This is a genomic window from Leclercia pneumoniae, from assembly GCF_017348915.1.
Taxonomy (GTDB): domain Bacteria; phylum Pseudomonadota; class Gammaproteobacteria; order Enterobacterales; family Enterobacteriaceae; genus Enterobacter; species Enterobacter pneumoniae.
On sequence record NZ_CP071383.1, the window covers coordinates 3,641,388 to 3,663,716 of the forward strand.

Consider the following 22,329-nt stretch of genomic DNA (forward strand, 5'->3'; position numbering starts at 1 on the left):
ATTTATTTTTACTGTACAGCAGGCTGAAGCAGAGGGTTTACTGACGGCATCAAGGAGGGAATATGCGCATTTTACTGGTAGAAGATGACAAGCTTATCGGGGATGGCATCAAAGCAGGCCTCACCAAAATGGGCTTTAGCGTCGACTGGTTCACCGACGGCCACACCGGGCAGGCGGCGTTACTCAGCGCCCCTTACGACGCGGTGGTTTTAGACCTGACTCTGCCAGGGATCGATGGGCTGGCGATCCTGCGCGCCTGGCGCGACCAGAGGCGCAGCGAGCCGGTGCTGATCCTCACCGCCCGCGATGCGCTTGAACAGCGTGTGGAGGGGTTACGCCTGGGGGCCGATGATTATCTTTGTAAGCCCTTTGCCCTTATCGAAGTCGCGGCCCGTCTGGAGGCGCTGGTGCGCCGCAGCCATGGTCAGAGCCAGAGCCTGCTTCAGCACGGCAAGGTGGCGCTGGATCCGGTCAGGCTGGTTGCGACGCTGGAGGGCGCTCCGCTGGTGCTGAAGCCGAAAGAGTTTGCCCTGCTGGAGCTCCTGCTGCGCAATGCCGGGCGCGTGTTACCACGTAAACAGATCGAAGAGAAGCTCTACACATGGGACGACGACGTGTCGAGCAACGCCATTGAAGTGCATATTCATCATTTACGCCGCAAGCTCGGTAGCGAGTTTATCCGCACCGTGCATGGCATCGGTTATACCCTGGGTGACGCATGAAACTGACCCAACGCCTGAGCCTGAAGCTGCGGCTCACCTTTCTCTTTCTGATACTGGCCCTGGCGGCCTGGCTGGCAGCAAGCGTGGTGGCCTGGCAGCAGACCACTGACAAGCTTGATAAGCTGTTCGATACCCAGCAGATGTTATTTGCTAAACGCCTGCTGACGATGGATCTCGATGAGCTAAACGCCTCTGCACGCCTGCGCGACGTGCCGGAAAAAGCCCGGCATGGTCATCTGGATGACGACGCCCTGGCGTTCGCCATCTTTACCCCTGAGGGGAAGCGGGTACTACACGATGGGGAAAACGGGCAGGAGATCCCGTATCGCTGGCGGCGGGATGGCTTTACCAACGGACACCTCGAAGATGACAACGATGCGTGGCGCTTTCTGTGGCTGACCTCCCCGGATGGAAAATACCGTATTGTGGTGGGTCAGGAGTGGGAGTATCGCGAGGAGATGGCGCTGGAGGTGGTGACATCTCAGCTCACGCCGTGGCTGTTGGCCCTGCCCGTGATGCTGCTATTGCTTATCCTTCTGTTAAGCCGCGAGCTGAAGCCGCTGAAAAAGCTGGCGCAGACATTGCGTACACGTTCACCCGATGCCACCGACAAGCTGCCGACGGAGGGGGTCCCCACGGAAGTACGGCCTCTTCTCGACGCGCTGAATCAACTGTTTGCCCGCACCCAGGCGATGATGAGCCGCGAGCGTCGCTTTACCTCAGATGCCGCCCACGAGCTACGCAGTCCGCTGGCCGCCCTGAAGGTACAGACCGACGTGGCGCAGCTCTCCCTTGACGACCCGCAGGCCCAGGAAAAAGCGCTGGCGCAGCTGCATGCCGGTATCGACCGCGCCTCCCGGCTGGTCGATCAACTCCTCACGCTGTCGCGTCTGGATTCGCTGGATAACCTGGACGGAGTAGAACCCCTCTTACTGGCTGATTTACTCCAGTCGGCGGTGATGGAGAGCTATCATCCGGCGCAGCAGGCGGGCATCGATCTACGTCTGCATATCAATGCACCAGAGGTGAAACGCATGGGGCAACAACTGCTCCTCAGTCTGCTGGTGCGTAATCTGCTGGATAACGCCATACGTTACAGCCCGCGCGGTAGCGTCGTGGACGTGACGCTGGATAGCCGCAGCTTCATCGTGCGTGACAACGGCCCCGGTATCTCACCCGACGCGCTGGCGCGGATCGGTGAACGCTTTTATCGTCCGCCGGGACAGGATGCCACCGGCAGCGGGCTGGGCTTATCGATTGTGAAACGCATCGCCACCCTGCACGGAATGCACGTCTCGCTGAGAAATGCAGCCGACGCTGGCGTTGAAGTCCAGATTAGCTGGTAAGCGATTATTGCGTATAACGCAAAAGACTATGCACATTTTGCTTATTTTTCCGCTCCGTCCTCGCGCGTAGAATACTCGGCATACTCTCACCACCGAGGACAAATAATGAGCAACGTACTGATTATCAATGGCGCGAAAGAGTTCGCGCACTCAAAAGGCCAACTGAACGACACCCTGACCGAGGTCGCGGATGGTTTTCTGCGCGACGCCGGGCATGATGTTAAAGTCGTCCGCGCAGACGGCGACTATGATGTGAAAACGGAAGTGCAGAACTTTCTCTGGGCCGATGTCGTTATCTGGCAGATGCCGGGCTGGTGGATGGGCGCGCCATGGACTGTGAAAAAGTATATGGATGACGTCTTCACCGAAGGTCACGGCTCCCTGTATGCCAGCGACGGCCGTACCCGTTCAGATGCGTCTAAAAAATATGGTTCAGGCGGCCTGATTCAGGGCAAAAAGTATATGCTTTCCCTGACCTGGAATGCCCCGCTGGATGCCTTCACCGACCCGGATCAGTTCTTTGAAGGAGTAGGCGTAGACGGTGCCTATCTGCCTTTCCACAAAGCCAACCAGTTCCTCGGAATGGAAAGCCTGCCAACCTTTATCGTTAACGATGTCATTAAAATGCCTGACGTGCCGCGTTATATCGCAGAATATCGCAAGCATCTGGCGGAAATTTTTGCTTAACTGGAAGCCTGTTATCAGGAGAAAATATCATGCTTACCATTATTGCTGAAATCCGCACCCGCCCTGGTCAACACCACCGCCAGGCGGTCTTGGATCAGTTTGCAAAAATTATCCCCACCGTTTTGCAAGAAGAGGGCTGCCACGGCTATGCGCCGATGGTGGATGCTGCTACCAGCGCCAGCTTCCAGGCCACCGCGCCAGACTCCATTATCATGGTAGAACAGTGGGAAACCGTGGCCCATCTTGAAGCCCACCTGCAGACGCCGCACATGAAAGCCTGGAGCGATGCCGTTAAAGGTGATGTGCTGGAAACGCACATTCGCATCCTCGAGCCTGCGGCTTGATGTAATCCTAATCAGTCTTCGCCCTCATCGGTGAAGACTGATTAACTTTCCCTTTGCCTGCTATGCTTATTCTGTCTTCATATCTAACAGGAGGGGTAGTATGGGCATTTTTAACTTCGTTAAAGAAGCAGGTGAAAAACTCTGGGACAATTTGACGGACCATAAAAACCAGGGCGAAAAAGTCACCGAACATCTCAAAAAACTCAACATACCTGGCGCCGAGAAGGTTCAGGTCAACGTCACCGACGGTAAAGCCAGCGTGACCGGCGATGGCCTCACCCAGGAGCAGAAAGAGAAGATTCAGGTTGCCGTAGGTAACATTGCGGGCGTTAGCGAAGTGGAAAACAACATCACCGCTTCCGATACCAAAGATGAAGCCACCTACTACACGGTAAAATCGGGCGATACCCTGAGCGCCATCTCCAAAACCGTGTACGGCGATGCCAATCAGTACAACAAAATCTTCGAGGCTAACCGCCCGATGCTCTCCAGCCCCGACAAAATCTACCCGGGTCAGACGCTGCGTATTCCTAAAGCATAACGTCTGAGGCTATCGGTTCACGTCGCACAGAGGAACAGGATGAAAATTGCGTGTCTGGGTTGGGGTTCGTTAATCTGGAAAAGCGGCGCGTTACCTGTCGCCGGAGAGTGGCAAACCGACGGGCCTTCCCTGCCCGTCGAGTTTTGCCGGGTGAGCGATGGCGGCGAACTGGCGACCGCCATCTGCATGAATGCGCCTGCTGTACCGGTGCTCTGGGCATGGCTGGATACAGACCAGTTGAGTCTCGCCTGCCAGGCTTTGCGCGCACGTGAAGGGATACCGGAGGAGCGCTGCGATGGCATTGGTTCGCTGCTGATAGCGGGTCGCCATGTGGGCGAGCTATCGACCTGGGCCGCACAGCGAGACATCGAGGCGGTTATCTGGACCGGACTACCGCCCCGCAGCGCGTCGCTGGAAGGCCGGGTGCCAACCGCGGACGAGGCTATCGCTTATCTGGATAGCCTCAGCGGCGAGACCCGCAGCCATGCAAAGGATTACATGCGCCGCGTGCCGTCTCAGATCGATACGCCCTATCGGCGCGTCATTAAAGAGGTACTGGGGTGGTAACACCCCAGCCTGTTACCAGTACAGCTTCCAGCTCTGCGTAAAGCGCACCAGCGCCTCTACATAGAAGTAATCCCCCCAGCTCGCACACTCATCCACCCCTTTATTGCTTGCCAGGTGATAAACAGAGTGCTTCAGCAGGCCCGTCCCCTTCTCCTCTTTGCCCATCAGGTAGTGCTTCGTCAGTGACGACATGATCCCTTTTGCCCAGGCCAGATAACGCTCCCGGTCCGGATCGGTGGCTGGCAGATGTTTCACCAGCTCCAGCAGGCCGCATACCGCGATAGCCGCCGAGGAGGAGTCACGCAGCGCGTCGGTTCCGACCAGCGCCAGATCCCAGTGGCAGACATAGTCTTCCGGAAGCCGATTAAGGAAATAGTTTGCCAGCCGTTTTGACAGGTCAATCATCGCCGCGTCGCCGGTATAGATATAGCTCAGCAGGAAGCCGTAAATTCCCCACGCCTGGCCGCGCGACCAGCACGAATCGTCGGCGTAGCCCTGCTGAGTATTGCCATAACGCGCCGCGCCGGTGTTAACGTCCATATAGTAGGTATGGAAGGTCGAGGCATCTTCACGGATCAACCAGGTCGCCGCCTGCATGACGTGGGCTTTCGCGGCATCGGCAAAGCGCGGATCGCCTGTCTGTTCCGTCGCCCAGTAGAGGAGCGGCAGATTCATATTGCAATCGATGATCATCCGTCCGGCTTGATCCGGATCGGTCAGATCGCCCCACGCCTGTATGATCTTCGCCTTGTCATGGAAACGCTCCAGCAGCGCCTCTGCCGCCAGCAGCGAGAAGCCACGCGCTTCGCGGTTTCCCGTCAACCGCCAGGCCGCGACGCAGGAGAGCGTATAGAGAAAACCGAGATCGTGGGTATTGGTATCATTGCGCCCGGCGATACGCAGACCAAACGAACGGACGTGTTTCTCGGCCATGGCGCGGTATTTCTCTTCACCGCTCATCTCCCACGCCAGCCAAAGCTGCCCGGTCCAGAAGCTGGTGGTCCACTCCACGTTGTCGGTCAGCGGGTAATAGCCCTCCTGGCAGGTTTCTGCCGGAAACTGCTCGCCAAAGGTTTCTAAATGACGGCCAATCAGTTCCAGAACATGGCTGCGGGCTGAGCGTAATTCATCGCTGAATGCCCTCTCGTCTACAGGCTCGGCAATCCCGGTCAGGCGCTCAAGGGCAATCTGATTTAACATATTTGGTTCCTTCTTTAACGGCGTAAATTAGCGAGTTGAATGCTGTTCTGCGACGTTAAGCGGCTGCGCACTGCGCCATTTGCTTTGGCAGGCGGATAACGTAAAGGCAGAAATCAGCGTAAAGGTCAGCGCCGTGGCACCCATGATGATGTAGGTCTGCTCGAAGCCAATGCGGTCGTACATATAGCCAGCCGGCGAAGAGACCACCACATTCCCGACGTACAACATCGCCTGATACCCCAACAAATACATGGTGGCATTGACGCGTTTATCGAAATGCTCGGCGATATATTTAAAGACCGATACCAGCAGCAGACAGATTTCCAGGCCATAGAGCGGCTTGAGAACAGAAATTAATAGATGTGAGTCGCAGATGCCGGAAATAATCAGGCGTGCCCCGACCACCAGCCCGACAATTAATAATCCCCGTTTTGCGCCAATAAAGTTCACAAACAGCGGGATCACCATATACATGACAAATTCCATCCCTGACTGCACGGTGCCCAGATAACCAAATACCGCGTTGCCCTGGTGAATATCATCGAAGAAGGTGACGAAATAACGCGAGAACTGCTGCTCGGCGATAAACATCATCCAGGCTACGCCCGCCACGTAAAGACAGAATGCCCAGAACTTGCGGTTGCGCAGCAGCGCATAGACATCCGCCGGGGCAATTTTCTCTTTGGTCAGCACGTCGCCGGCATGGACGGAGTTAGTGTTCACTTTCAGTTTCAGCAGCACAATCAGCATGATCACAGAGGCCACGCTGCCCATAATAAAGTTATATGCCGGAGAAAGGTTAAACAGCAGGCCCGAGAATGACGAGGCTACCGCCCAGCCGAGCGATCCCCACATGCGGATCTGGCCAAATTCCATGCCGTTCAGGCGGCTAAAGCGGTCGGAATAGGATTCGCACGCCGCCACGCCCGCATACCAGGCAAAGCTTAAATAGAGTGCCCCGATAATAATCCCCAACAGGGTGTTGGACATTAGCAGCGGCTGATAAACGTAAATAAAGAACGGGGCCATCAGCGCAGACATCGCCACCACAAAATAGAGCAGATATTTGCTCATGCCGATCTTATCGAGAATATAGCCATAGATAGGTTTCAAAATGACGGAGAAGATGCCGTTCACCGCAAATACCGTGCCGATGACCGAACCGCTCAAATTCGCCTTTTGTCCTAGCCAGATAGCCAGCAAGCCAATACTTGCGGACCAGGTAAAGAAATAGAGAAAAATAAAACTACTGATTTTGTAATATTCAATTCTGTTATTCATACCATCCTCGCCGACATTCAGGTGCAGGGCTTTATAAAATGAACGACAGCTGACGTTCGCTTCCGGGCTGGCTGATTACGGCCTGCCGGTTATTGATTTCCAGCCGCGGGGGTTCCCCGTGGTTGACAGGCGCTCCGCTGGCAAACACGGCGCAGCAGAGCCAGCTCTCACCGTGAGCAATCTCGCCGGTAAGGAGCGGGATAGCGGCACATTCCGGGAACATGACGCTGCTGTTTGGCGGAGTGACAATACTTTCCGCACGGCGATGGATGACCGGTGAGAGATCGACGATCCGGCTCATGCCGTTATCCGCCACCAGGCTCACCCCGCGCTCGTCGGCCTGCGGCTCGGTTTTGCGTACCGCAAAGCCCCCTTCCGCCGTTTGCAATGTCCGTGCGCTGTTAATGCGATGCAGACGAAGGTGCCATTCGCCAAACGGGATCAGCCAGGTGTCGACATGCACGTCATGCCACGGCGACCAGCGTGAAAAGATGACGTTCTCATCAACGCGAACCTCCTCGCAGTCGCGGCGGCCGCGGTAGTAGTTATCGCCGTCGGCCAGCAGGAGCATGGAGTCGCTGGCCGCATGCTTAAGACCATAGCGCCCACGCTCGATGGTGAAGCCAAAGCGGCTGGAGTAGGCAAATTTGGTGTATTTCGCCTCGGTATTAACGTAATTATTCAGCTCCAGCTGCCCGGCAGTGAGCAGGGTGACATGCTGCGACTGTGGCGCGTGAATGAGGATCTGCTGGGCCTTCGGGAGCACGCGCTTTTCAGCCAGCGGCGGCAGCGGTTGCTCTTCCGCCTGCCAGAACGGGTGCGCTTCAGGCAATGCCAGAATCAGCATCGTTTTCAACGCCCAGTAAGGCGAGCCGGGGGAATTGTAGTCTTCACACATCGCCAGGTTGGGGTAAGCAAACCCGAGCGTCAGGATCCCGTCGCGATCGGTAATCGGCTGCTGTTGCCACCAGCGCAGATGGCGCAGGATGATCCCCTTTACGATGCCGGGGGTGAACACCTCCAGCCCGGAGAATGCCACTGCGCTCCAGAAGGCGACCATCGCGAAGCGGTAGGTCAGGCTGCGGCCGAACGGAATCGACGCGCCATCGGCGGCAGACATAAAGATAAAATCGTCCGCAAAGAGGCGGGAACGCTCGCGCAGCACGGCGGCCCGCTCGTCATCACCGCTGAGTGTGGCGTAGATAAGGCCGTAAAAGTGGAACGCCATCGAGATGTAATAATCTTTCGGACGGCCAGCACCGTCGGAGTACCAGCCGTCGCCGAGGTAGTAGGCATCCATCATCGCAAAACGGCGATCGATGGCGGACTGATCGTACGGTAGCCCGGCGCGTTTAAAACCGAGCTGAACCATAATGGCGAAATAGTTCCAGTTGCTGTCGGGCATCTCCGCGTCGGTGATCTGGTTTAACCAGGCGTGCAGGTTCATGACCTCGCGCTCGCTAAACAGGTCGGTGAGCTTCTCCTGTAATAACGTAAGCCCCAGACCGTAGGCCGCCATCTCTACCAGCCGCTGATCGTAAGGGGCAGTTTCTCCCCAGTAGTCCGGGTGCGTCGGATCGGTGCCAATGCGCATAGCGTTGATATATTTGTCGCTAAAGGGGGTGGTGTCCCCTCCTGCCATCAATGGAAACAGCCCCCACAGCACGCGGGAAAGCCCCTCCATTTCGGCAATGTCTGTTGCGTAGTGCGCGCTGGTTTTCCCCAGCGAAAAGCGCGAACGCCCGGCCGGAAACTGTTTATCCAGCGCGCTCAGCATCCCATTCAGGGCCGTAACCAGATCCTGACGGGAAGACAACGGATTTGATTTTTCTTGCTCTACCGCCCACATACGCTTGCCCTCGTAATCAACTGCGGCAAAGCATAGTGAATCCGTCGGGCGCAGAAATGTTAGCCCGGTCACAGGAGTGAGAGATGAATGAACTCCCCGTTGAGAAAATTTAAAAAGGTGGTTTATAACGACGTAGAGAGGGGTAAAAATTGAGTTTTATTGCACTATGCGCGAAACGCCACAATCTGAATTTCTTGAGCTTATTACCTTAAACGATACCCTGGTGTCGTTCAGTCGACTCTTTGCCAACACCGTGCGCTACCACCACTGGCACCAGTGTCTGGAGATCCTCTACGTTGAAGAGGGGTTTGGCGTGGCGATTGTTGATAACCGACATTACACCATGCGCCCCGGGCGGCTCTTTTTCTTTCCCCCCTTTACGCTGCACAAGGTGATGGTGGATGAGCAGGCCGAGGCCAGCTATCGCCGCACCATTATTCATCTCGATCACCACGCGGTACTAAAGGCACTGCGGGATTTCCCTCAGACCCGGCAGCGCCTGCAGCAGCTCTCACGCCGTGGCGGACCGGCGTGGGTCGTGGATATGGCCCACTGCCATAGCCATCTCGATCATCTGTTTAGCTGTTACCAGCCCCCGCTTAATGCAGAGCGTATCGCCAGCCTGCTGATTAGCCTCTTCGCCATGCTGCCTCAGGAGATAGACGGCGAGCGCGGCAGCAGCCACGGGATTGCCAGCCAGGTGATGTTCTGGCTGGATGAGCACTATCGTGAGAAATTCAGGCTGGATACGCTGGCGCAGGCGCTGGGAAAGTCTCGCAGCTATGTGTCACGAAAATTTCACGCCGAAACGGGGGAGAAAATTCACGACTATCTGAACACCCTGCGGCTGCGTAAGGCGTGCGAATATCTGCTGCATAGCGAAGAGAGCGTGCGCGATATCGCCGCGCGGGTGGGGTTTTCAGACGTGACCTGGTTTATCAGCGCCTTTCGCAAGGGGATTGGGGAGACGCCGCTGCAGTATCGTAAAAACCACGCCAGCGACTAATCTTCAGGCACAAAAAAGCCCTGCATCGCAGGGCTTGTTTATCAGGCTTCGATATCGGCCATGTCGCCTTTCTCCTGCAGCCAGTTACGTCGGTCTTCCGAACGTTTCTTGGCCAGCAGCATATCCATCACGGCGTTGGTTTGCTGTTCGTCTTCATCGCTGATGGTCAGCTGTACCAGACGACGCGTGTTGGGATCCAGGGTCGTTTCACGCAGCTGCATCGGGTTCATCTCGCCCAGCCCTTTAAAGCGCTGCACGTTGGGTTTGCCCTTCTTACGCTTTAACTGCTCCAGCACGCCCGCTTTCTCTTCTTCCGTCAGCGCGTAGTAAACCTCTTTGCCGAGGTCGATACGGTAGAGCGGCGGCAGCGCCACGTGAACGTGGCCGTTTTTCACCAGCGTACGGAAGTGCTTCACGAACAGCGCGCAGAGCAGCGTGGCGATGTGCAGCCCGTCGGAGTCCGCATCCGCAAGGATACAGATCTTGCCGTAGCGCAGCTGGCTCAGATCCTCGCTGTCCGGATCGATCCCGATCGCGACAGAGATATCGTGCACTTCCTGCGAGGCCAGCACTTCGTCTGAAGAGACTTCCCAGGTGTTGAGGATCTTACCCTTCAGGGGCATGATCGCCTGATATTCACGATCGCGCGCCTGCTTGGCCGATCCGCCCGCCGAGTCCCCTTCTACCAGGAACAGCTCGGTGCGGTTGAGATCCTGCGCGGTGCAGTCCGCCAGCTTGCCCGGCAGCGCGGGGCCGCTGGTGAGCTTTTTACGCACCACTTTCTTCGCCGCACGCAGACGACGCTGGGCGCTGGAGATGGCCATTTCGGCCAACATTTCTGCCGCCTGCACGTTCTGGTTCAGCCACAGGGTAAAGGCATCTTTTACCACCCCGGAGACAAAGGCCGCGCACTGGCGTGAAGAGAGACGCTCTTTGGTCTGTCCGGCAAACTGCGGATCCTGCATCTTCACGGAGAGCACGTAGGCACAGCGATCCCAGATATCTTCCGCCGACAGCTTCACGCCGCGCGGCAGAATATTGCGGTATTCGCAGAATTCACGCATCGCATCGAGCAGACCCTGACGCAGGCCGTTGACGTGGGTGCCGCCAAGCATGGTCGGGATCAGGTTGACGTAGCTTTCGGTCAACAGCTCGCCGCCTTCCGGCAGCCACAGCAATGCCCAATCCACCGCCTCGGTGTCGCCGGCGAAATTACCGACGAAAGGTTTTTCCGGCAGGGTCGGCAGGCCGTTTACCGCTTCGCAGAGATAGTCGTTCAGACCATCGGCATAGCACCAGCTCTGCTCGGTGTTATTAACGTGATCTTTAAAGGTGATCTCCACACCCGGGCAGAGCACCGCTTTCGCTTTCAGCAGGTGCGTCAGACGGGAAACGGAAAAACGTGGGCTGTCGAAGAAGCTCTCGTCAGGCCAGAAGTGGACGCTGGTGCCGGTGTTGCGTTTGCCGCACGTGCCGACAACCTGCAGATCCTGCACCTTTTCACCGTTCTCAAACGCGATGTTATAGATCTGGCCGTCGCGACGGACGTTCACTTCCACGCGCTTAGACAGGGCGTTAACGACGGAGATCCCCACGCCGTGCAGACCGCCCGAGAACTGATAGTTCTTGTTAGAGAACTTACCGCCCGCATGCAGACGACAGAGAATCAGCTCAACGGCAGGTACGCCCTCTTCCGGGTGAATATCCACCGGCATACCACGCCCGTCGTCGATGACCTCCAGCGACTGATCGGCGTGCAGGATGACGTCGACGCGTTTGGCATGGCCTGCCAGCGCTTCGTCCACACTGTTATCAATAACTTCCTGGCCCAGATGGTTTGGGCGCGTCGTATCGGTGTACATCCCCGGGCGGCGGCGAACCGGCTCTAGCCCGGTGAGTACCTCAATGGCATCAGCGTTATAGGTTTGCGTCATGATTTAAACTAGCAATTCGCATTGATTGTCAGTGGCTGTGCAGTCCAAGAAAATCGACAATCTGGGTGAAATGATTCTCAAAGCCCGTGAAAGCATGATTTCCGCCCTCTTCTACAGTCTGGCGGCAAGAGGCGTAATACGCCACTGCCTGGCGGTAATCCAGCACTTCATCGCCCGTTTGTTGCAGCAGCCAGATAAGATCCGGCGCTTCAAGCGGGTCTACCTGCATAACTTTGAGATCGTAAATATGGCGTGACTCTAGCACATATTGCTGCCCGGTGTAGGGGTTCTCGTTTTGCCCGAGAAAGTCCCGTAACAGCTCGAATGGCCGAACTGCCGGATTCACCACCACCGCAGGCAACATAAAGCATTGTGACAGCCAGGTGGCGTAGTATCCGCCCAGAGAAGAGCCCACGACGCCCAGCGGTTCACCGCCGTGCGCCAGCACGATAGATTCCAGCAGTTCTGCAGCATCGGCCGGGTATGGCGGCAGCTGCGGCACGATTATCTCAACCTGTGGATGATGAACATTTAGCCACTGGCGAAACTGTGTTGCCTTCGCAGAGCGCGGCGAACTGTTAAAACCGTGGAGATAAAGAAGTGCTGACATCAGTATCCTTCTGAAGCCGTATCCGGACGGAACGCGGTTCCTTGCAGGCGGCAAACTTCCGTCGTTAAGCTGCCATCAGCATGCAGTTCCAGCCAGCGCCAGCCCGGCGCAATGGTATCAAGCGTAAAGTTGGCGCAGTGGGGTTTGAACTGCACGCAGGTGGATGGCGTAGCCAGCAGGCGACGACCGTTCCAGTCGAGATCCTGCTCCTGGTGGATATGACCACAGAGCAAATTTTTTACGCGGGGGAATTTCACCAGCACCTGATCCAATGCGGCAGAGTTGCGCAGACTGTGCTGATCAAGCCAGCTACATCCCGCAGGTAACGGATGATGGTGCAATAACAGCAGGGTATGGCGCTCGGGCTCAGCGTTGAGCTTATCTTCCAGCCACTCGAGCTGGAATTCACTCAGCTCGCCGTGCGGTACGCCGAACACCTGGCTATCGAGCAGCAAAATTTGCCAGTGGTCGCCCACGAAGACGCGCTTGGCAGGCGAGATGCCCGCATCCTGAAGCGCGCTGTACATCGCAGGCTGGAAATCGTGGTTGCCAGGCAACCAGACGCAGGGCACGCTGAAGCTCGCGATACCCTCAGCGAAGCGCTGGTAGGCCGCAGCGGTTTGATCCTGCGCCAGATCACCCGTGGCGACAATCAGATCGTATTCGCGCTTTTCAGCATGAATCGCATCCAGGACAGCCTGATAGCTCTCCCAGGTATTCACCCCCAACAGGGTTTCATGCTTTTCGGCAAACAGGTGAGTATCAGTAATTTGTAGTACCCTGACTGGCGCCCCACCAGCAACAGTCAGGTTTAACAGGCTTTCCAAATGGTGTCCTTAGGTAGGTTTCACGACGCTAACAAACCGGAATCGCCATCGCTCCATGTGCTAAACAGTATCGTAGCCAGTCGGCCAGAAACTGATTAATTTGATGCTTTTCGTCACGTTGATGCAACTTTTTATTTGGGTAATCATACCGCGCTTTGAAGCGGAAGATCTGCTGACTTGAACACACTTCCGCGACCATCGCATCGTGGTAAAGGCGCACCGTCATCGACGGTAAGCTCCAGTAGCTGACGGATGGGGCCGTCTGCTCAATTTCGACCAGCGTAGTGTAGCGGGTAGATTCCACAATCGTTAACCGATACTGCGCGTTGCTCACCTGATAGCTCACTGTCTCGCCAGCCGCGTCGTTTCGCGGCAGCAGGCGTCGGAGTTGCGCGAAGTTGGTCTCGCACAAACGCATCATTTCAGGGAAGTCAGGTGTATAACGCTTCATTCATTTCCACTCATTTCGTAAGTCTTGATAGTGCAGCTGGAGCCATTGCAAAGCGATGACAGAAGCTGCGTTGTCGATTTTCCCCTCTTCTACCCAAAGGTAAGCCTGCTCCCGGCTCACCACATGAACACGAATGTCTTCGTTTTCATCAGCCAGACCATGTATACCTTGTGCGGTCGTGGCGTCCACTTCGCCTACCAAAACAGATAAACGCTCGCTGGTGCCACCCGGGCTCGCGAGATAGTTCAACACCGGTTTGGTGCGGCCTACTACCAGCCCGGCCTCTTCCATGGCTTCGCGACGGGCGACATCTTCCGCTGTTTCGCCCTCTTCAATCATTCCGGCCACCATCTCCAGTAACCACGGGCTTTCGCTGGTATCAAATGCGGCAATACGAATCTGCTCTACCAGTACCACTTCGTCGCGCACTGGGTCAAAGGGTAGCAATACTGCGGCGTGCCCGCGCTCAAAAATTTCGCGTTTCACTTCGCCACTCATTTCGCCGTTAAACAAGCGGTGGCGAAAACGGTAAAGATCGAGCGAAAAAAATCCGCGATAGAGCGTTTCTCGTGCAATAATTTCTACATCATTTTTGCTGAAAGTCACTGGCATCTTTTCCGGTATAGGCATGAGAGTGTCCTGTAAAAGTGGTGATGTTATTTCGATTTTCAAATCTTCTAAAATGCGGTTTCTCAGACAGTATGGTAAATTGCTGCGAGTTACTGCCGGATGGCACGGAACGCCAACCTTTTGTACTGGCGAAGTCTGCTAGAATCGGTAAATTATTTTTAATTAGATCAGCGCTAACAAAGCTTCACAACAAGGAAAGCAAATGAAGAAATTGCTCCCCATTCTCATCGGCCTGAGCCTGACGGGTTTCAGCGCGATGAGTCAGGCAGAGGACCTGTTACAGGTTTATAAGCAGGCACGACTGAGCAACCCGGAACTGCGTAAATCCGCTGCCGACCGTGATGCTGCCTTTGAGAAGATTAATGAAGCACGCAGCCCACTTCTGCCGCAACTCGGTTTAGGGGCTGACTATTCCTACACTAACGGCTATCGCGATGCTAACGGTCAGGACTCAAACGTGACCAGCGGTTCTCTGCAGTTAACCCAGACTCTGTTTGATATGTCTAAATGGCGTGCTCTGACCCTGCAGGAAAAATCTGCCGGTATTCAGGATGTCACTTTCCAGACCGATCAACAAACCCTGATTCTCAACACCGCGACGGCTTACTTCAAGGTGCTGAGCGCTATCGATACCCTCTCTTATATCGAAGCCCAGAAACAGGCTATCTACCGTCAACTGGATCAGACCACCCAGCGTTTTAACGTTGGCCTCGTGGCGATCACCGACGTACAGAACGCCCGTTCACAGTACGACAGCGTGCTGGCGAACGAAGTGACCGCGCGTAACGACCTTGATAACGCCGTTGAAGAGCTGCGTCAGGTCACCGGTAATTACTACCCGCAACTGGCTTCGCTGAACGTCGACAGCTTCAAAACCGATAAGCCGCAGGCGGTGAATGCCCTGCTGAAAGAAGCTGAAAACCGTAACCTGAGCCTGCTGCAGGCACGTCTGAGCCAGGACCTGGCCCGTGAACAGATTCGTCAGGCGCAGGATGGCCACTTGCCAACCCTGGATCTGAATGCCTCCTCCAGCATCTCTAACTCACGTTACAGCGGCTCCAACTCCATCAATAATAACGCTGACGTAGGTCAGAACAAAGTTGGCCTGAGCTTCTCCCTGCCGCTGTATCAGGGCGGAATGGTGAACTCGCAGGTTAAACAGGCGCAGTACAACTTTGTTGGCGCGAGCGAGCAGCTTGAAAGCGCACACCGCAGCGTTGTGCAGACTGTACGTTCCTCCTTTAACAACGTGAACGCCTCCATCAGCAGCATCAACGCCTATAAACAGGCCGTTGTCTCTGCCCAGAGCTCTCTGGATGCGATGGAAGCCGGTTACTCAGTGGGTACCCGTACCATTGTTGACGTGCTGGATGCGACGACCACGCTCTATAACGCCAAGCAGCAGCTGTCTAATGCGCGTTATAACTACCTGATTAACCAGCTGAACATCAAATCTGCCCTGGGAACCCTGAATGAACAGGACCTGCAGATTTTGAACAGCTCCCTGGGTAAACCTATCTCTACCACGCCAGAATCCGTGGCGCCGGAAAATCCAGGTCAGGATGCGTCCGCTGATGGTTATGCCGCGAACAGTGCCGCTCCAGCCGCACGCCCGGTCTCTACCGGAATGCTGCGCAACTGATGCGCTAACCCGGCCTGATTTTTCAGGCCGGGTCTGTTTTCACACCAACCGATAAATACAACCCGATCCCTTCGAATTGCAGACAGCCGAGGCACAGGCAGTTTGAACTCTGTCCGGTATAAACGTAAGCCAACGTAAAGATCCCCTCGATTCCCGCACTACGCTTCATTTTCGACCACTCATCCTCTATTCTGAGCGTTATATACCACGTAATACCACCGGGTCCTGGAAGACAAAAATGAAACGGACAAAATCCATCAATCACGCGTCGTTCCGCAAAAATTGGGGCGCACGCCATCTTACTCCTGTCGCACTGGCCGTAACGGCCGTCTTTATGCTGGCGGGCTGTGAACAAAACGACGAAACGGTTTCGCTCTATCAGAACGCTGATGACTGCGCGACCGCCACCGGCAACAAAGCGGAATGTACCACCGCTTACAACAGTGCCCTGAAAGAGGCTGAACGTACTGCGCCGAAATACGCCAGCCGTGAAGACTGCGTAGCCGAATTCGGTGAAGGTCAGTGTCAGCAGGCACCAACACCGGCACAGGCTGGCACCGCGCCAGAAAACCAGGCGCAGGCGCAATCCAGCGGCAGTTTCTGGATGCCGCTGATGGCGGGCTATATGATGGGCCGCCTGATGAGCGGTGGCGCAGGCTACCAGCAGCAGCCGCTGTTTAGCTCCAAAAATCCGAACAGCCCTGCCTACGGCAAATATACCGACGCCAGCGGTAAGGGATACGGCGCCGCGCAGCCGGGCCGTACCATGACGGTACCGAAAACCGCGATGGCGCCAAAACCGGCGACCACCAGCACCGTGACCCGCGGCGGCTTTGGGGAATCTGTTGCGAAACAGACCTCCATGCAGCGTAGTGCCACGGGCACCTCGACCCGCTCCATGGGCGGCTGATAATGGAACGAGTCAGTATTGTCGAGCGCCCGGACTGGCGCGAAAAAGCCACTGAATATGGTTTTAACTTCCACACCATGTACGGCGAACCGTACTGGTGTGAAGAGGCCTATTACAAGCTCACTCTTGAGCAGGTTGAAAAGCTGGAAGAGGTGACTGCCGAACTGCATCAGATGTGTTTGAAAGTCGTCGATAAGGTCATTGCCAGCGATGCGCTAATGACCAAATTCCGCATTCCTAAACACACCTGGGGTTTCGTTCGCCAGTCCTGGGAAACGTATCAACCGTCGCTCTATTCCCGCCTCGATCTGGCGTGGGATGGCGTTGGTGAACCTAAGCTACTTGAGAATAACGCCGATACGCCGACTTCCTTGTACGAAGCGGCGTTCTTCCAGTGGATTTGGCTGGAAGATCAGCTCCAGGCGGGCAAGCTGCCGGAAGGTAGCGATCAGTTTAACAGCCTGCAGGAAAAGCTGATTGCGCGCTTTGCCGAGCTGCGTGAGCAGCACGGTTTCAACCTGCTGCATCTGGCCTGCTGCCGCGATACGGTAGAAGATCGGGGTACCGTGCAGTATCTGCAGGACTGCGCTGCAGAAGCAGAGGTCGCCACCGAATTTCTGTATATGGAAGACATTGGTCTGGGTGAGAAAGGTCAGTTTACTGATCTGCAGGACCAGGTCATCAGCAATCTGTTCAAGCTCTATCCGTGGGAGTTCATGCTGCGCGAGATGTTCTCCACCAAGCTGGAAGATGCCGGCGTGCGCTGGCTGGAGCCAGCATGGAAGAGCATCATCTCGAACAAAGCGCTGTTGCCGATGCTGTGGGAGATGTTCCCGGATCACCCTAACCTGCTGCCTGCTTATTTCGCCGAAGATGACTATCCGCCCATGGATAAGTATGTCGTGAAACCGATCTTCTCCCGCGAAGGTGCCAACGTATCGATTATCGAAAACGGTAAAACGGTGGAAGCCGTTGAAGGTCCGTACGGTGAAGAGGGAATGATCGTCCAGCAGTTTTATCAACTGCCTAAATTTGGCGACAGCTATGTCCTGATTGGCAGCTGGCTTATCAACGACGAGCCAGCCGGGATTGGTATTCGTGAAGACCGGGCGCTGATTACCCAGGATCTGTCACGCTTCTATCCGCACATCTTTGTAGAGTAAACCTTGCCCGGTGGCCTGCGCTACCGGGCATGTTTTAACCCACCTGTACCGACAACATGCTCAGGCTCCCCATCTCAATTCCGTCGACCGGGATCGTTATCGGCTCTTCACCATCCCAGGCCCCCAGCACATACAGCAGAGGCAAGAAATGTTCAGCCGTGGGATTCGACAGCGAGCCGCCTTCGTGTTCCAGGTAATTCGCGAGCGGATGCTCTCCGGCGGGCCCCTGCCAGTGAAGATTCGCTTTTACAAAATCGTTGAACGATGTCGCCCAGGGATAGGGCGTATGTTCGCCATGCCAGCGCGCGGTACGCAGGTTGTGCACCACATTACCGCTGGCCACCAGCATAATGCCCTTGTCACGCAATGTTGCCAGCTTGCGCCCCATCTCCAGATGCCAGGCCGCCGGTTTGGTGCTGTCGATGCTAAGCTGCACCATGGGGATGTCTGCTTCCGGATACATCTTAATAAGCACGCCCCAGGAGCCATGGTCGAAGCCCCAGGCCTCTTTATCCAGCGCCACCGGGACGGGCGCCAGCCTTTCAACCAGCGCCTGCGCCAGCTCGGGCGAACCCGGCGCCGGGTAGTGCGTGTCATACAATGCCTGTGGAAAACCGCCAAAATCGTGGATCGTTTTCGGCGCTTCCATCGCGGTCACGCCAGTACCGCGGGTGAACCAGTGGGCGGACACCACCACGATAGCCTTCGGACGCGGTAAGGTCTCGCCCAGATGACGCCATGCGCGGGTATAGACGTTATCCTCCAGCACGTTCATCGGGCTACCGTGCCCCAAAAACAGCGCTGGCATACGAGAAGCAGTCATGGTGATATCCTTACATAAGATGTCGATTTAATAGCATCACATTACGCGCTATCGCGCTAAGATGAACCCGGATAAGCATGATGATGATCTTCAGGAAATTTGAATGTAAGGGAATGGTAAAGGCGTAGCGGCCCTCTCGCTTTGCCCGCTTTTAGCCCTTAATATTAATGAGAATCGTTATCAAAAGGAGAGAGACATGTCAGTACCCTTGCTTCTGACCATACTTGCAGGCGCCGCCACGTTTATTGGTGCGATTCTCGGCGTGCTGGGCCAGAAACCGTCTAACCGCGTGCTGGCCTTCTCCCTCGGCTTTGCCGCGGGCATTATGCTGCTGATATCACTCATGGAGATGCTGCCCGCCGCGCTGGGTACCGAGGGCATGTCGCCGGTGCTGGGCTATGGCATGTTTGTCTTCGGCCTGCTGGGTTACTTTGCGCTGGACCGGATGCTGCCCCATGCGCATCCGCAGGATCTGATGCAAAAAGGGTCGAAACCGCTGCCGGGCAATATCAAACGTACCGCCGTGCTGCTGACGCTGGGCATCAGCCTGCATAACTTCCCGGAAGGGGTCGCCACCTACGTTACCGCCAGCAATAACCTTGAGCTGGGCTTTGGTATCGCGCTGGCCGTGGCATTGCACAATATTCCTGAAGGTCTGGCGGTGGCCGGACCGGTCTATGCCGCCACGGGCTCTAAACGTAAAGCGGTATTCTGGGCTGGGATCTCCGGTATGGCAGAGATTCTTGGCGGCGTGCTGGCATGGCTGATTCTGGGAAGCCTGATTTCACCGGTGGTGATGGCGGCCATCATGGCTGCGGTCGCGGGGATTATGGTGGCGTTGTCCGTGGATGAACTCATGCCGCTGGCAAAAGAGATCGATCCTAACAATAACCCGAGCTATGGCGTGCTCTGCGGCATGTCGGTGATGGGGCTAAGTCTGGTCCTGCTACAAACCGCAGGGATAGGATAAAAAAAACGCCGGGTTAACCCGGCGTTTTTCATTCAATTAGCTGGCTTTGCGCTCATGTGCCTGACGATAGGCCACCAGATCTTCAATGGTGACAACGGCCATGTTGTGCTTCACGGCAAAGTCGATGCACTCTGGCGCGCGCGCCATGCTGCCGTCGTCGTTGGTCAGTTCACAGAGCACGCCGGCTGGCTTGAAGCCTGCCAGAGTCACCAGATCGATGGTTGCTTCAGTGTGACCACCGCGGGTCAGAACGCCGCCCGGCTGCGCGCGCAGCGGAAAGACGTGGCCCGGACGGTTCAGATCGGAAGGTTTTGCGCCGTCGGCAATGGCGGCACGAACGGTCGTAATACGGTCGGCAGCAGACACGCCAGTGGTCACGCCGTGGGCTGCTTCGATGGTTACCGTAAAGCCGGTGCCGAAGGCGCTGGTGTTGTTTTCTACCATCATTGGCAGATCCAGCTGCTTACGGCGCTCTTCGTTAAGACACAGGCAGACAATCCCACTGCCGTGGCGAATGGTCAGCGCCATCTGCTCAACGGTCATGGTTTCGGCGGCGAAAATCATATCACCTTCGTTTTCACGATCTTCATCGTCAAGCACCATTACACCGCGACCTTCACGAAGGGCGGTTAGAGCCTGTTCGATACGTTCGACAGGGGTACCAAAAGAGGAAAGTAGCGTCTGATTCATGGTAAATAAACCTCATTAAAATTATGGTTACCAGAATCAGGGCAGTCTTAGGAGCGCCGCAAAGCGGCAAAAAAATAACGTGAGCGGGCCTCGCCCGACTTGATCGTTACTCTCTCCCATCCGGACTTTAACCGTCGGCCCCGGAATTACACCGGATCTGCTGACCTTCAGGCTCACACCTGAAGCGCTCGCGGGCTTTCAACGTAAGGTTGATTTACCGCCGGTGGGGAATTTCGCCCCGCCCTGAGAATAAGCGAGATAACTATAACGCTAATGATTATGTTCGGCAACGCATTAGCTTCATACAAATCTGGTTTATGGATCCGCGTTACGCGCTACAATGGTCATTAACACCTTTTCATCAAGGGAAACGACAATGATTGACCCGAAAAAAATTGAACAGATTGCCCGTCAGGTCCATGAATCCATGCCGAAAGGCATTCGTGATTTTGGTGACGATGTAGAGAAGAAGATCCGTCAGATCCTGCAATCGCAGCTGATGCGTCTGGATCTGGTGAGCCGCGAAGAGTTTGACGTCCAGACTCAGGTGCTGTTGCGTACCCGCGAAAAAATCGCCCTGCTTGAGCAACGTCTGACAGAGCTGGAAAACCGCAACACCCCTGCGGAAGTGAAACCGGCCCCGGCTATTCCACCGGTCGACGATCAGGTATAAAAAAACGGGCCATCAGGCCCGTTTTTTTATTCACTATCTTTCTGTATCTTTTTGATGATGTTCGTCGTTGAACAGCCATCTTCAAAGTTCAGCACCATCACTTCACCGCCGTTAGCCCATACCTCTTCGCTACCGGCGATCTGCTCTGGCTTATAATCACCGCCTTTCACCAGCAGATCGGGCAGGATACCGGCAATCAGGCGCTGCGGCGTGTCCTCTTCAAACGACACCACCCAGTCCACCGCCTCCAGCGCACCCAGTACAATCATGCGCTGTTCCAGAGGATTGACCGGACGGGTCTCGCCCTTCAGACGTTTTGTCGAGGCATCGCTGTTGACCGCCACAATCAGGCGATCGCCCAGCTTGCGCGCGTTGGCCAGATAGGAGACGTGGCCGGCATGCAGGATGTCGAACACGCCATTGGTCATCACCACTTTTTCGCCCCGCTTACGCGCTGCGGCAACGGCGTCTTTAAGCTCGTCTTCGGTCATCACGCCGAAGCCCGTCTCTGCGCGGCCACGCACGGCGTTTTCCAGCTCAACCGGCGAGACGGTAGAGGTGCCCAGTTTGCCCACCACCACGCCTGCCGCGGCGTTGGCAAAGTAACACGCCTCTTCCAGGGTATTGCCCGCCGCAAGCGTCGCCGCCAGCACGCCAATCACCGTATCGCCCGCACCGGTCACGTCATAGACTTCCTGGGCCTGGGTTGGCATATGCAGCGGCGCTTTGCCGGGCTGCAGCAGGCTCATCCCCTGTTCGGAACGGGTCACCAGCAGCGCAGAAAGTTCGAAATCGGCGATGATCTTCATGCCGCGCTCTACCAGCTCAGCTTCGTTTTTGCACTTGCCCGCCACCGCCTCAAACTCAGAGAGGTTAGGCGTCAGCAGCGTGGCACCACGATAGCGTTCGAAGTCTGTCCCTTTCGGGTCGATCAGCACAGGCACATTGGCTTTACGCGCCAGCTGAATCATCTGCTGTACGCTCGCCAGCGCCCCTTTGGCGTAGTCAGAGAGCACCAGCGCGCCAATGTTGCCCAGCGCCTGGTTGATGCGCTCGTGCAGCGGTTGCGGATCTACTCCCTCAAACCCCTCTTCAAAGTCGAGACGGATCAGCTGCTGGTTACGCGATAGCACGCGCAGCTTGGTAATGGTGGGATGGGTAGGCACAGAAACGAAATCACATTTGACGTTCACGTCGGCCAGCGTTTTGCTCAGGGCACGCGCCGCATCATCAATACCTGTCAGCCCCACCAGACGCGAATGCGCGCCGAGGGAGGCAATGTTCATCGCCACGTTTGCCGCGCCGCCAGGACGCTCCTCAATGGTATCAACTTTTACCACCGGTACCGGCGCTTCCGGGGAGATGCGGCTGGTGGGTCCGTACCAGTAGCGATCCAGCATTACATCGCCCACAACCATCACGCCAGCCCGTTCAAACTTTGGCAGTGTTACTTTCATTCCTGA

The 22,329-nt window shown here is 56.1% G+C and carries 23 protein-coding genes and 1 riboswitch; of the genes, 12 read left to right on the top strand and 11 right to left on the bottom strand.

The features are described from left to right. Window positions 1-62 precede the first annotated feature (62 nt). The 6 genes from qseB (at window position 63) to JZ655_RS17665 (ending at window position 4,207) form a co-directional block, all read left to right on the top strand. On the top strand, window positions 63-722 hold the full coding sequence (gene qseB, locus JZ655_RS17640) for a quorum sensing response regulator transcription factor QseB (RefSeq protein ID WP_207292410.1): 660 nt from the start codon (window positions 63-65) through the stop codon (window positions 720-722). Next, window positions 719-2,068, top strand: a complete 1,350-nt coding sequence (gene qseC, locus JZ655_RS17645) for a quorum sensing histidine kinase QseC (protein WP_207292411.1) — start codon at window positions 719-721, stop codon at window positions 2,066-2,068. The genes qseB and qseC overlap by 4 nt, the downstream gene beginning before the upstream one ends. Before the next feature lie 105 nt (window positions 2,069-2,173). After that, on the top strand, window positions 2,174-2,755 hold the full coding sequence (locus JZ655_RS17650) for an NAD(P)H-dependent oxidoreductase (protein ID WP_040074002.1): 582 nt from the start codon (window positions 2,174-2,176) through the stop codon (window positions 2,753-2,755). Between the two features lie 29 nt (window positions 2,756-2,784). Next, window positions 2,785-3,099, top strand: coding sequence for a putative quinol monooxygenase (locus tag JZ655_RS17655; RefSeq protein ID WP_040074001.1), 315 nt, complete (start codon window positions 2,785-2,787; stop codon window positions 3,097-3,099). A 100-nt stretch (window positions 3,100-3,199) separates the two neighbouring features. Beyond that, the gene (lysM, locus tag JZ655_RS17660; protein WP_040074000.1) at window positions 3,200-3,640 is read left to right on the top strand and encodes a peptidoglycan-binding protein LysM; all 441 of its coding nucleotides are present in this window, start codon (window positions 3,200-3,202) and stop codon (window positions 3,638-3,640) included. Window positions 3,641-3,679: 39 nt separating this feature from the next. Continuing rightward, window positions 3,680-4,207: a hypothetical protein gene (locus JZ655_RS17665; RefSeq protein ID WP_207292412.1), complete on the top strand. Its 528-nt coding sequence runs from the start codon at window positions 3,680-3,682 to the stop codon at window positions 4,205-4,207. 12 nt (window positions 4,208-4,219) lie between these two features. Here JZ655_RS17665 and JZ655_RS17670 read toward each other — a convergent pair whose 3' ends face one another. Genes JZ655_RS17670 through JZ655_RS17680 form a run of 3 tightly spaced genes read right to left on the bottom strand, consistent with a single transcriptional unit; the run spans window position 4,220 to window position 8,537 of the window. Continuing rightward, window positions 4,220-5,407 carry a glycoside hydrolase family 88 protein gene (locus tag JZ655_RS17670; RefSeq protein ID WP_207292413.1) on the bottom strand — a complete coding sequence of 396 codons (1,188 nt, stop codon included), beginning with the start codon at window positions 5,405-5,407 and terminating at the stop codon, window positions 4,220-4,222. A 27-nt stretch (window positions 5,408-5,434) separates the two neighbouring features. Continuing rightward, a complete protein-coding gene (locus tag JZ655_RS17675) occupies window positions 5,435-6,688 on the bottom strand; it encodes an oligosaccharide MFS transporter (protein ID WP_040073997.1) in 1,254 nt (417 codons plus the stop codon). A gap of 31 nt (window positions 6,689-6,719) precedes the next feature. Further along, window positions 6,720-8,537 carry a DUF2264 domain-containing protein gene (locus JZ655_RS17680; protein WP_207292414.1) on the bottom strand — a complete coding sequence of 606 codons (1,818 nt, stop codon included), beginning with the start codon at window positions 8,535-8,537 and terminating at the stop codon, window positions 6,720-6,722. A 166-nt stretch (window positions 8,538-8,703) separates the two neighbouring features. On the opposite strand from JZ655_RS17680, the gene JZ655_RS17685 reads away from it, so the two are divergent. Further along, window positions 8,704-9,543 carry an AraC family transcriptional regulator gene (locus JZ655_RS17685; RefSeq protein WP_207292415.1) on the top strand — a complete coding sequence of 280 codons (840 nt, stop codon included), beginning with the start codon at window positions 8,704-8,706 and terminating at the stop codon, window positions 9,541-9,543. 41 nt (window positions 9,544-9,584) lie between these two features. Here the strand turns inward: JZ655_RS17685 and parE are convergent, their stop codons facing one another. Genes parE through nudF form a run of 5 tightly spaced genes read right to left on the bottom strand, consistent with a single transcriptional unit; the run spans window position 9,585 to window position 13,995 of the window. After that, window positions 9,585-11,477 (bottom strand): DNA topoisomerase IV subunit B, encoded by a 1,893-nt coding sequence (gene parE / locus JZ655_RS17690; RefSeq protein ID WP_040073994.1) that lies wholly within the window; start codon window positions 11,475-11,477, stop codon window positions 9,585-9,587. A 28-nt stretch (window positions 11,478-11,505) separates the two neighbouring features. After that, window positions 11,506-12,087: an esterase YqiA gene (gene yqiA / locus JZ655_RS17695; RefSeq protein ID WP_040073993.1), complete on the bottom strand. Its 582-nt coding sequence runs from the start codon at window positions 12,085-12,087 to the stop codon at window positions 11,506-11,508. Next, window positions 12,087-12,914, bottom strand: a complete 828-nt coding sequence (gene cpdA / locus JZ655_RS17700; RefSeq protein ID WP_040073992.1) for a 3',5'-cyclic-AMP phosphodiesterase — start codon at window positions 12,912-12,914, stop codon at window positions 12,087-12,089. The genes yqiA and cpdA overlap by 1 nt, the downstream gene beginning before the upstream one ends. 28 nt (window positions 12,915-12,942) lie before the next feature. Next, window positions 12,943-13,365, bottom strand: coding sequence for a DUF1249 family protein (locus JZ655_RS17705; RefSeq protein WP_040073991.1), 423 nt, complete (start codon window positions 13,363-13,365; stop codon window positions 12,943-12,945). After that, on the bottom strand, window positions 13,366-13,995 hold the full coding sequence (gene nudF, locus JZ655_RS17710) for an ADP-ribose diphosphatase (protein WP_046885849.1): 630 nt from the start codon (window positions 13,993-13,995) through the stop codon (window positions 13,366-13,368). Window positions 13,996-14,197: 202 nt separating this feature from the next. Between nudF and tolC the strand changes: the two genes are divergently transcribed. The 3 genes from tolC (at window position 14,198) to JZ655_RS17725 (ending at window position 17,710) form a co-directional block, all read left to right on the top strand. Then, window positions 14,198-15,637 (top strand): outer membrane channel protein TolC, encoded by a 1,440-nt coding sequence (gene tolC, locus JZ655_RS17715; protein WP_207292416.1) that lies wholly within the window; start codon window positions 14,198-14,200, stop codon window positions 15,635-15,637. A 238-nt stretch (window positions 15,638-15,875) separates the two neighbouring features. Beyond that, complete coding sequence (locus JZ655_RS17720) at window positions 15,876-16,547, top strand: DUF1190 family protein (RefSeq protein WP_040073988.1); 672 nt, start codon at window positions 15,876-15,878, stop codon at window positions 16,545-16,547. 2 nt (window positions 16,548-16,549) lie between these two features. Then, window positions 16,550-17,710 carry a glutathionylspermidine synthase family protein gene (locus tag JZ655_RS17725; protein ID WP_207292417.1) on the top strand — a complete coding sequence of 387 codons (1,161 nt, stop codon included), beginning with the start codon at window positions 16,550-16,552 and terminating at the stop codon, window positions 17,708-17,710. 34 nt (window positions 17,711-17,744) lie between these two features. On the opposite strand, the gene ygiD is transcribed toward JZ655_RS17725, so the two are convergent. Further along, window positions 17,745-18,533: a 4,5-DOPA-extradiol-dioxygenase gene (gene ygiD, locus JZ655_RS17730; RefSeq protein ID WP_207292418.1), complete on the bottom strand. Its 789-nt coding sequence runs from the start codon at window positions 18,531-18,533 to the stop codon at window positions 17,745-17,747. Between the two features lie 196 nt (window positions 18,534-18,729). Here ygiD and zupT point away from each other — a divergent pair, with 196 nt between their 5' ends. Next, window positions 18,730-19,503, top strand: coding sequence for a zinc transporter ZupT (zupT, locus tag JZ655_RS17735; protein ID WP_207292419.1), 774 nt, complete (start codon window positions 18,730-18,732; stop codon window positions 19,501-19,503). A 36-nt stretch (window positions 19,504-19,539) separates the two neighbouring features. Here zupT and ribB read toward each other — a convergent pair whose 3' ends face one another. Further along, the gene (gene ribB, locus JZ655_RS17740) at window positions 19,540-20,193 is read right to left on the bottom strand and encodes a 3,4-dihydroxy-2-butanone-4-phosphate synthase (protein ID WP_046885846.1); all 654 of its coding nucleotides are present in this window, start codon (window positions 20,191-20,193) and stop codon (window positions 19,540-19,542) included. Window positions 20,194-20,297: 104 nt separating this feature from the next. Then, window positions 20,298-20,448: riboswitch (FMN riboswitch) on the bottom strand. 121 nt (window positions 20,449-20,569) lie between these two features. On the opposite strand from ribB, the gene ubiK reads away from it, so the two are divergent. Beyond that, entirely contained in the window at window positions 20,570-20,866 is a 297-nt protein-coding gene (gene ubiK, locus JZ655_RS17745; RefSeq protein WP_040073983.1) for a ubiquinone biosynthesis accessory factor UbiK, read from the top strand. A 26-nt stretch (window positions 20,867-20,892) separates the two neighbouring features. On the opposite strand, the gene hldE is transcribed toward ubiK, so the two are convergent. Continuing rightward, a complete protein-coding gene (hldE, locus tag JZ655_RS17750; protein ID WP_046885845.1) occupies window positions 20,893-22,323 on the bottom strand; it encodes a bifunctional D-glycero-beta-D-manno-heptose-7-phosphate kinase/D-glycero-beta-D-manno-heptose 1-phosphate adenylyltransferase HldE in 1,431 nt (476 codons plus the stop codon). Between the last annotated feature and the right edge of the window lie 6 nt (window positions 22,324-22,329).

Bases quoted from the DNA above. Each gene is read 5' to 3' on its own strand.
- qseB (WP_207292410.1), top strand. From the start codon at position 63: ATGCGCATTTTACTGGTAGAAGATGACAAGCTTATCGGGGATGGCATC.
- qseC (WP_207292411.1), top strand. From the start codon at position 719: ATGAAACTGACCCAACGCCTGAGCCTGAAGCTGCGGCTCACCTTTCTC.
- JZ655_RS17650 (WP_040074002.1), top strand. From the start codon at position 2,174: ATGAGCAACGTACTGATTATCAATGGCGCGAAAGAGTTCGCGCACTCA.
- JZ655_RS17655 (WP_040074001.1), top strand. From the start codon at position 2,785: ATGCTTACCATTATTGCTGAAATCCGCACCCGCCCTGGTCAACACCAC.
- lysM (WP_040074000.1), top strand. From the start codon at position 3,200: ATGGGCATTTTTAACTTCGTTAAAGAAGCAGGTGAAAAACTCTGGGAC.
- JZ655_RS17665 (WP_207292412.1), top strand. From the start codon at position 3,680: ATGAAAATTGCGTGTCTGGGTTGGGGTTCGTTAATCTGGAAAAGCGGC.
- JZ655_RS17670 (WP_207292413.1), bottom strand. From the start codon at position 5,407: ATGTTAAATCAGATTGCCCTTGAGCGCCTGACCGGGATTGCCGAGCCT.
- JZ655_RS17675 (WP_040073997.1), bottom strand. From the start codon at position 6,688: ATGAATAACAGAATTGAATATTACAAAATCAGTAGTTTTATTTTTCTC.
- JZ655_RS17680 (WP_207292414.1), bottom strand. From the start codon at position 8,537: ATGTGGGCGGTAGAGCAAGAAAAATCAAATCCGTTGTCTTCCCGTCAG.
- JZ655_RS17685 (WP_207292415.1), top strand. From the start codon at position 8,704: ATGCGCGAAACGCCACAATCTGAATTTCTTGAGCTTATTACCTTAAAC.
- parE (WP_040073994.1), bottom strand. From the start codon at position 11,477: ATGACGCAAACCTATAACGCTGATGCCATTGAGGTACTCACCGGGCTA.
- yqiA (WP_040073993.1), bottom strand. From the start codon at position 12,087: ATGTCAGCACTTCTTTATCTCCACGGTTTTAACAGTTCGCCGCGCTCT.
- JZ655_RS17705 (WP_040073991.1), bottom strand. From the start codon at position 13,365: ATGAAGCGTTATACACCTGACTTCCCTGAAATGATGCGTTTGTGCGAG.
- nudF (WP_046885849.1), bottom strand. From the start codon at position 13,995: ATGCCTATACCGGAAAAGATGCCAGTGACTTTCAGCAAAAATGATGTA.
- tolC (WP_207292416.1), top strand. From the start codon at position 14,198: ATGAAGAAATTGCTCCCCATTCTCATCGGCCTGAGCCTGACGGGTTTC.
- JZ655_RS17720 (WP_040073988.1), top strand. From the start codon at position 15,876: ATGAAACGGACAAAATCCATCAATCACGCGTCGTTCCGCAAAAATTGG.
- JZ655_RS17725 (WP_207292417.1), top strand. From the start codon at position 16,550: ATGGAACGAGTCAGTATTGTCGAGCGCCCGGACTGGCGCGAAAAAGCC.
- ygiD (WP_207292418.1), bottom strand. From the start codon at position 18,533: ATGACTGCTTCTCGTATGCCAGCGCTGTTTTTGGGGCACGGTAGCCCG.
- zupT (WP_207292419.1), top strand. From the start codon at position 18,730: ATGTCAGTACCCTTGCTTCTGACCATACTTGCAGGCGCCGCCACGTTT.
- ribB (WP_046885846.1), bottom strand. From the start codon at position 20,193: ATGAATCAGACGCTACTTTCCTCTTTTGGTACCCCTGTCGAACGTATC.
- ubiK (WP_040073983.1), top strand. From the start codon at position 20,570: ATGATTGACCCGAAAAAAATTGAACAGATTGCCCGTCAGGTCCATGAA.
- hldE (WP_046885845.1), bottom strand. From the start codon at position 22,323: ATGAAAGTAACACTGCCAAAGTTTGAACGGGCTGGCGTGATGGTTGTG.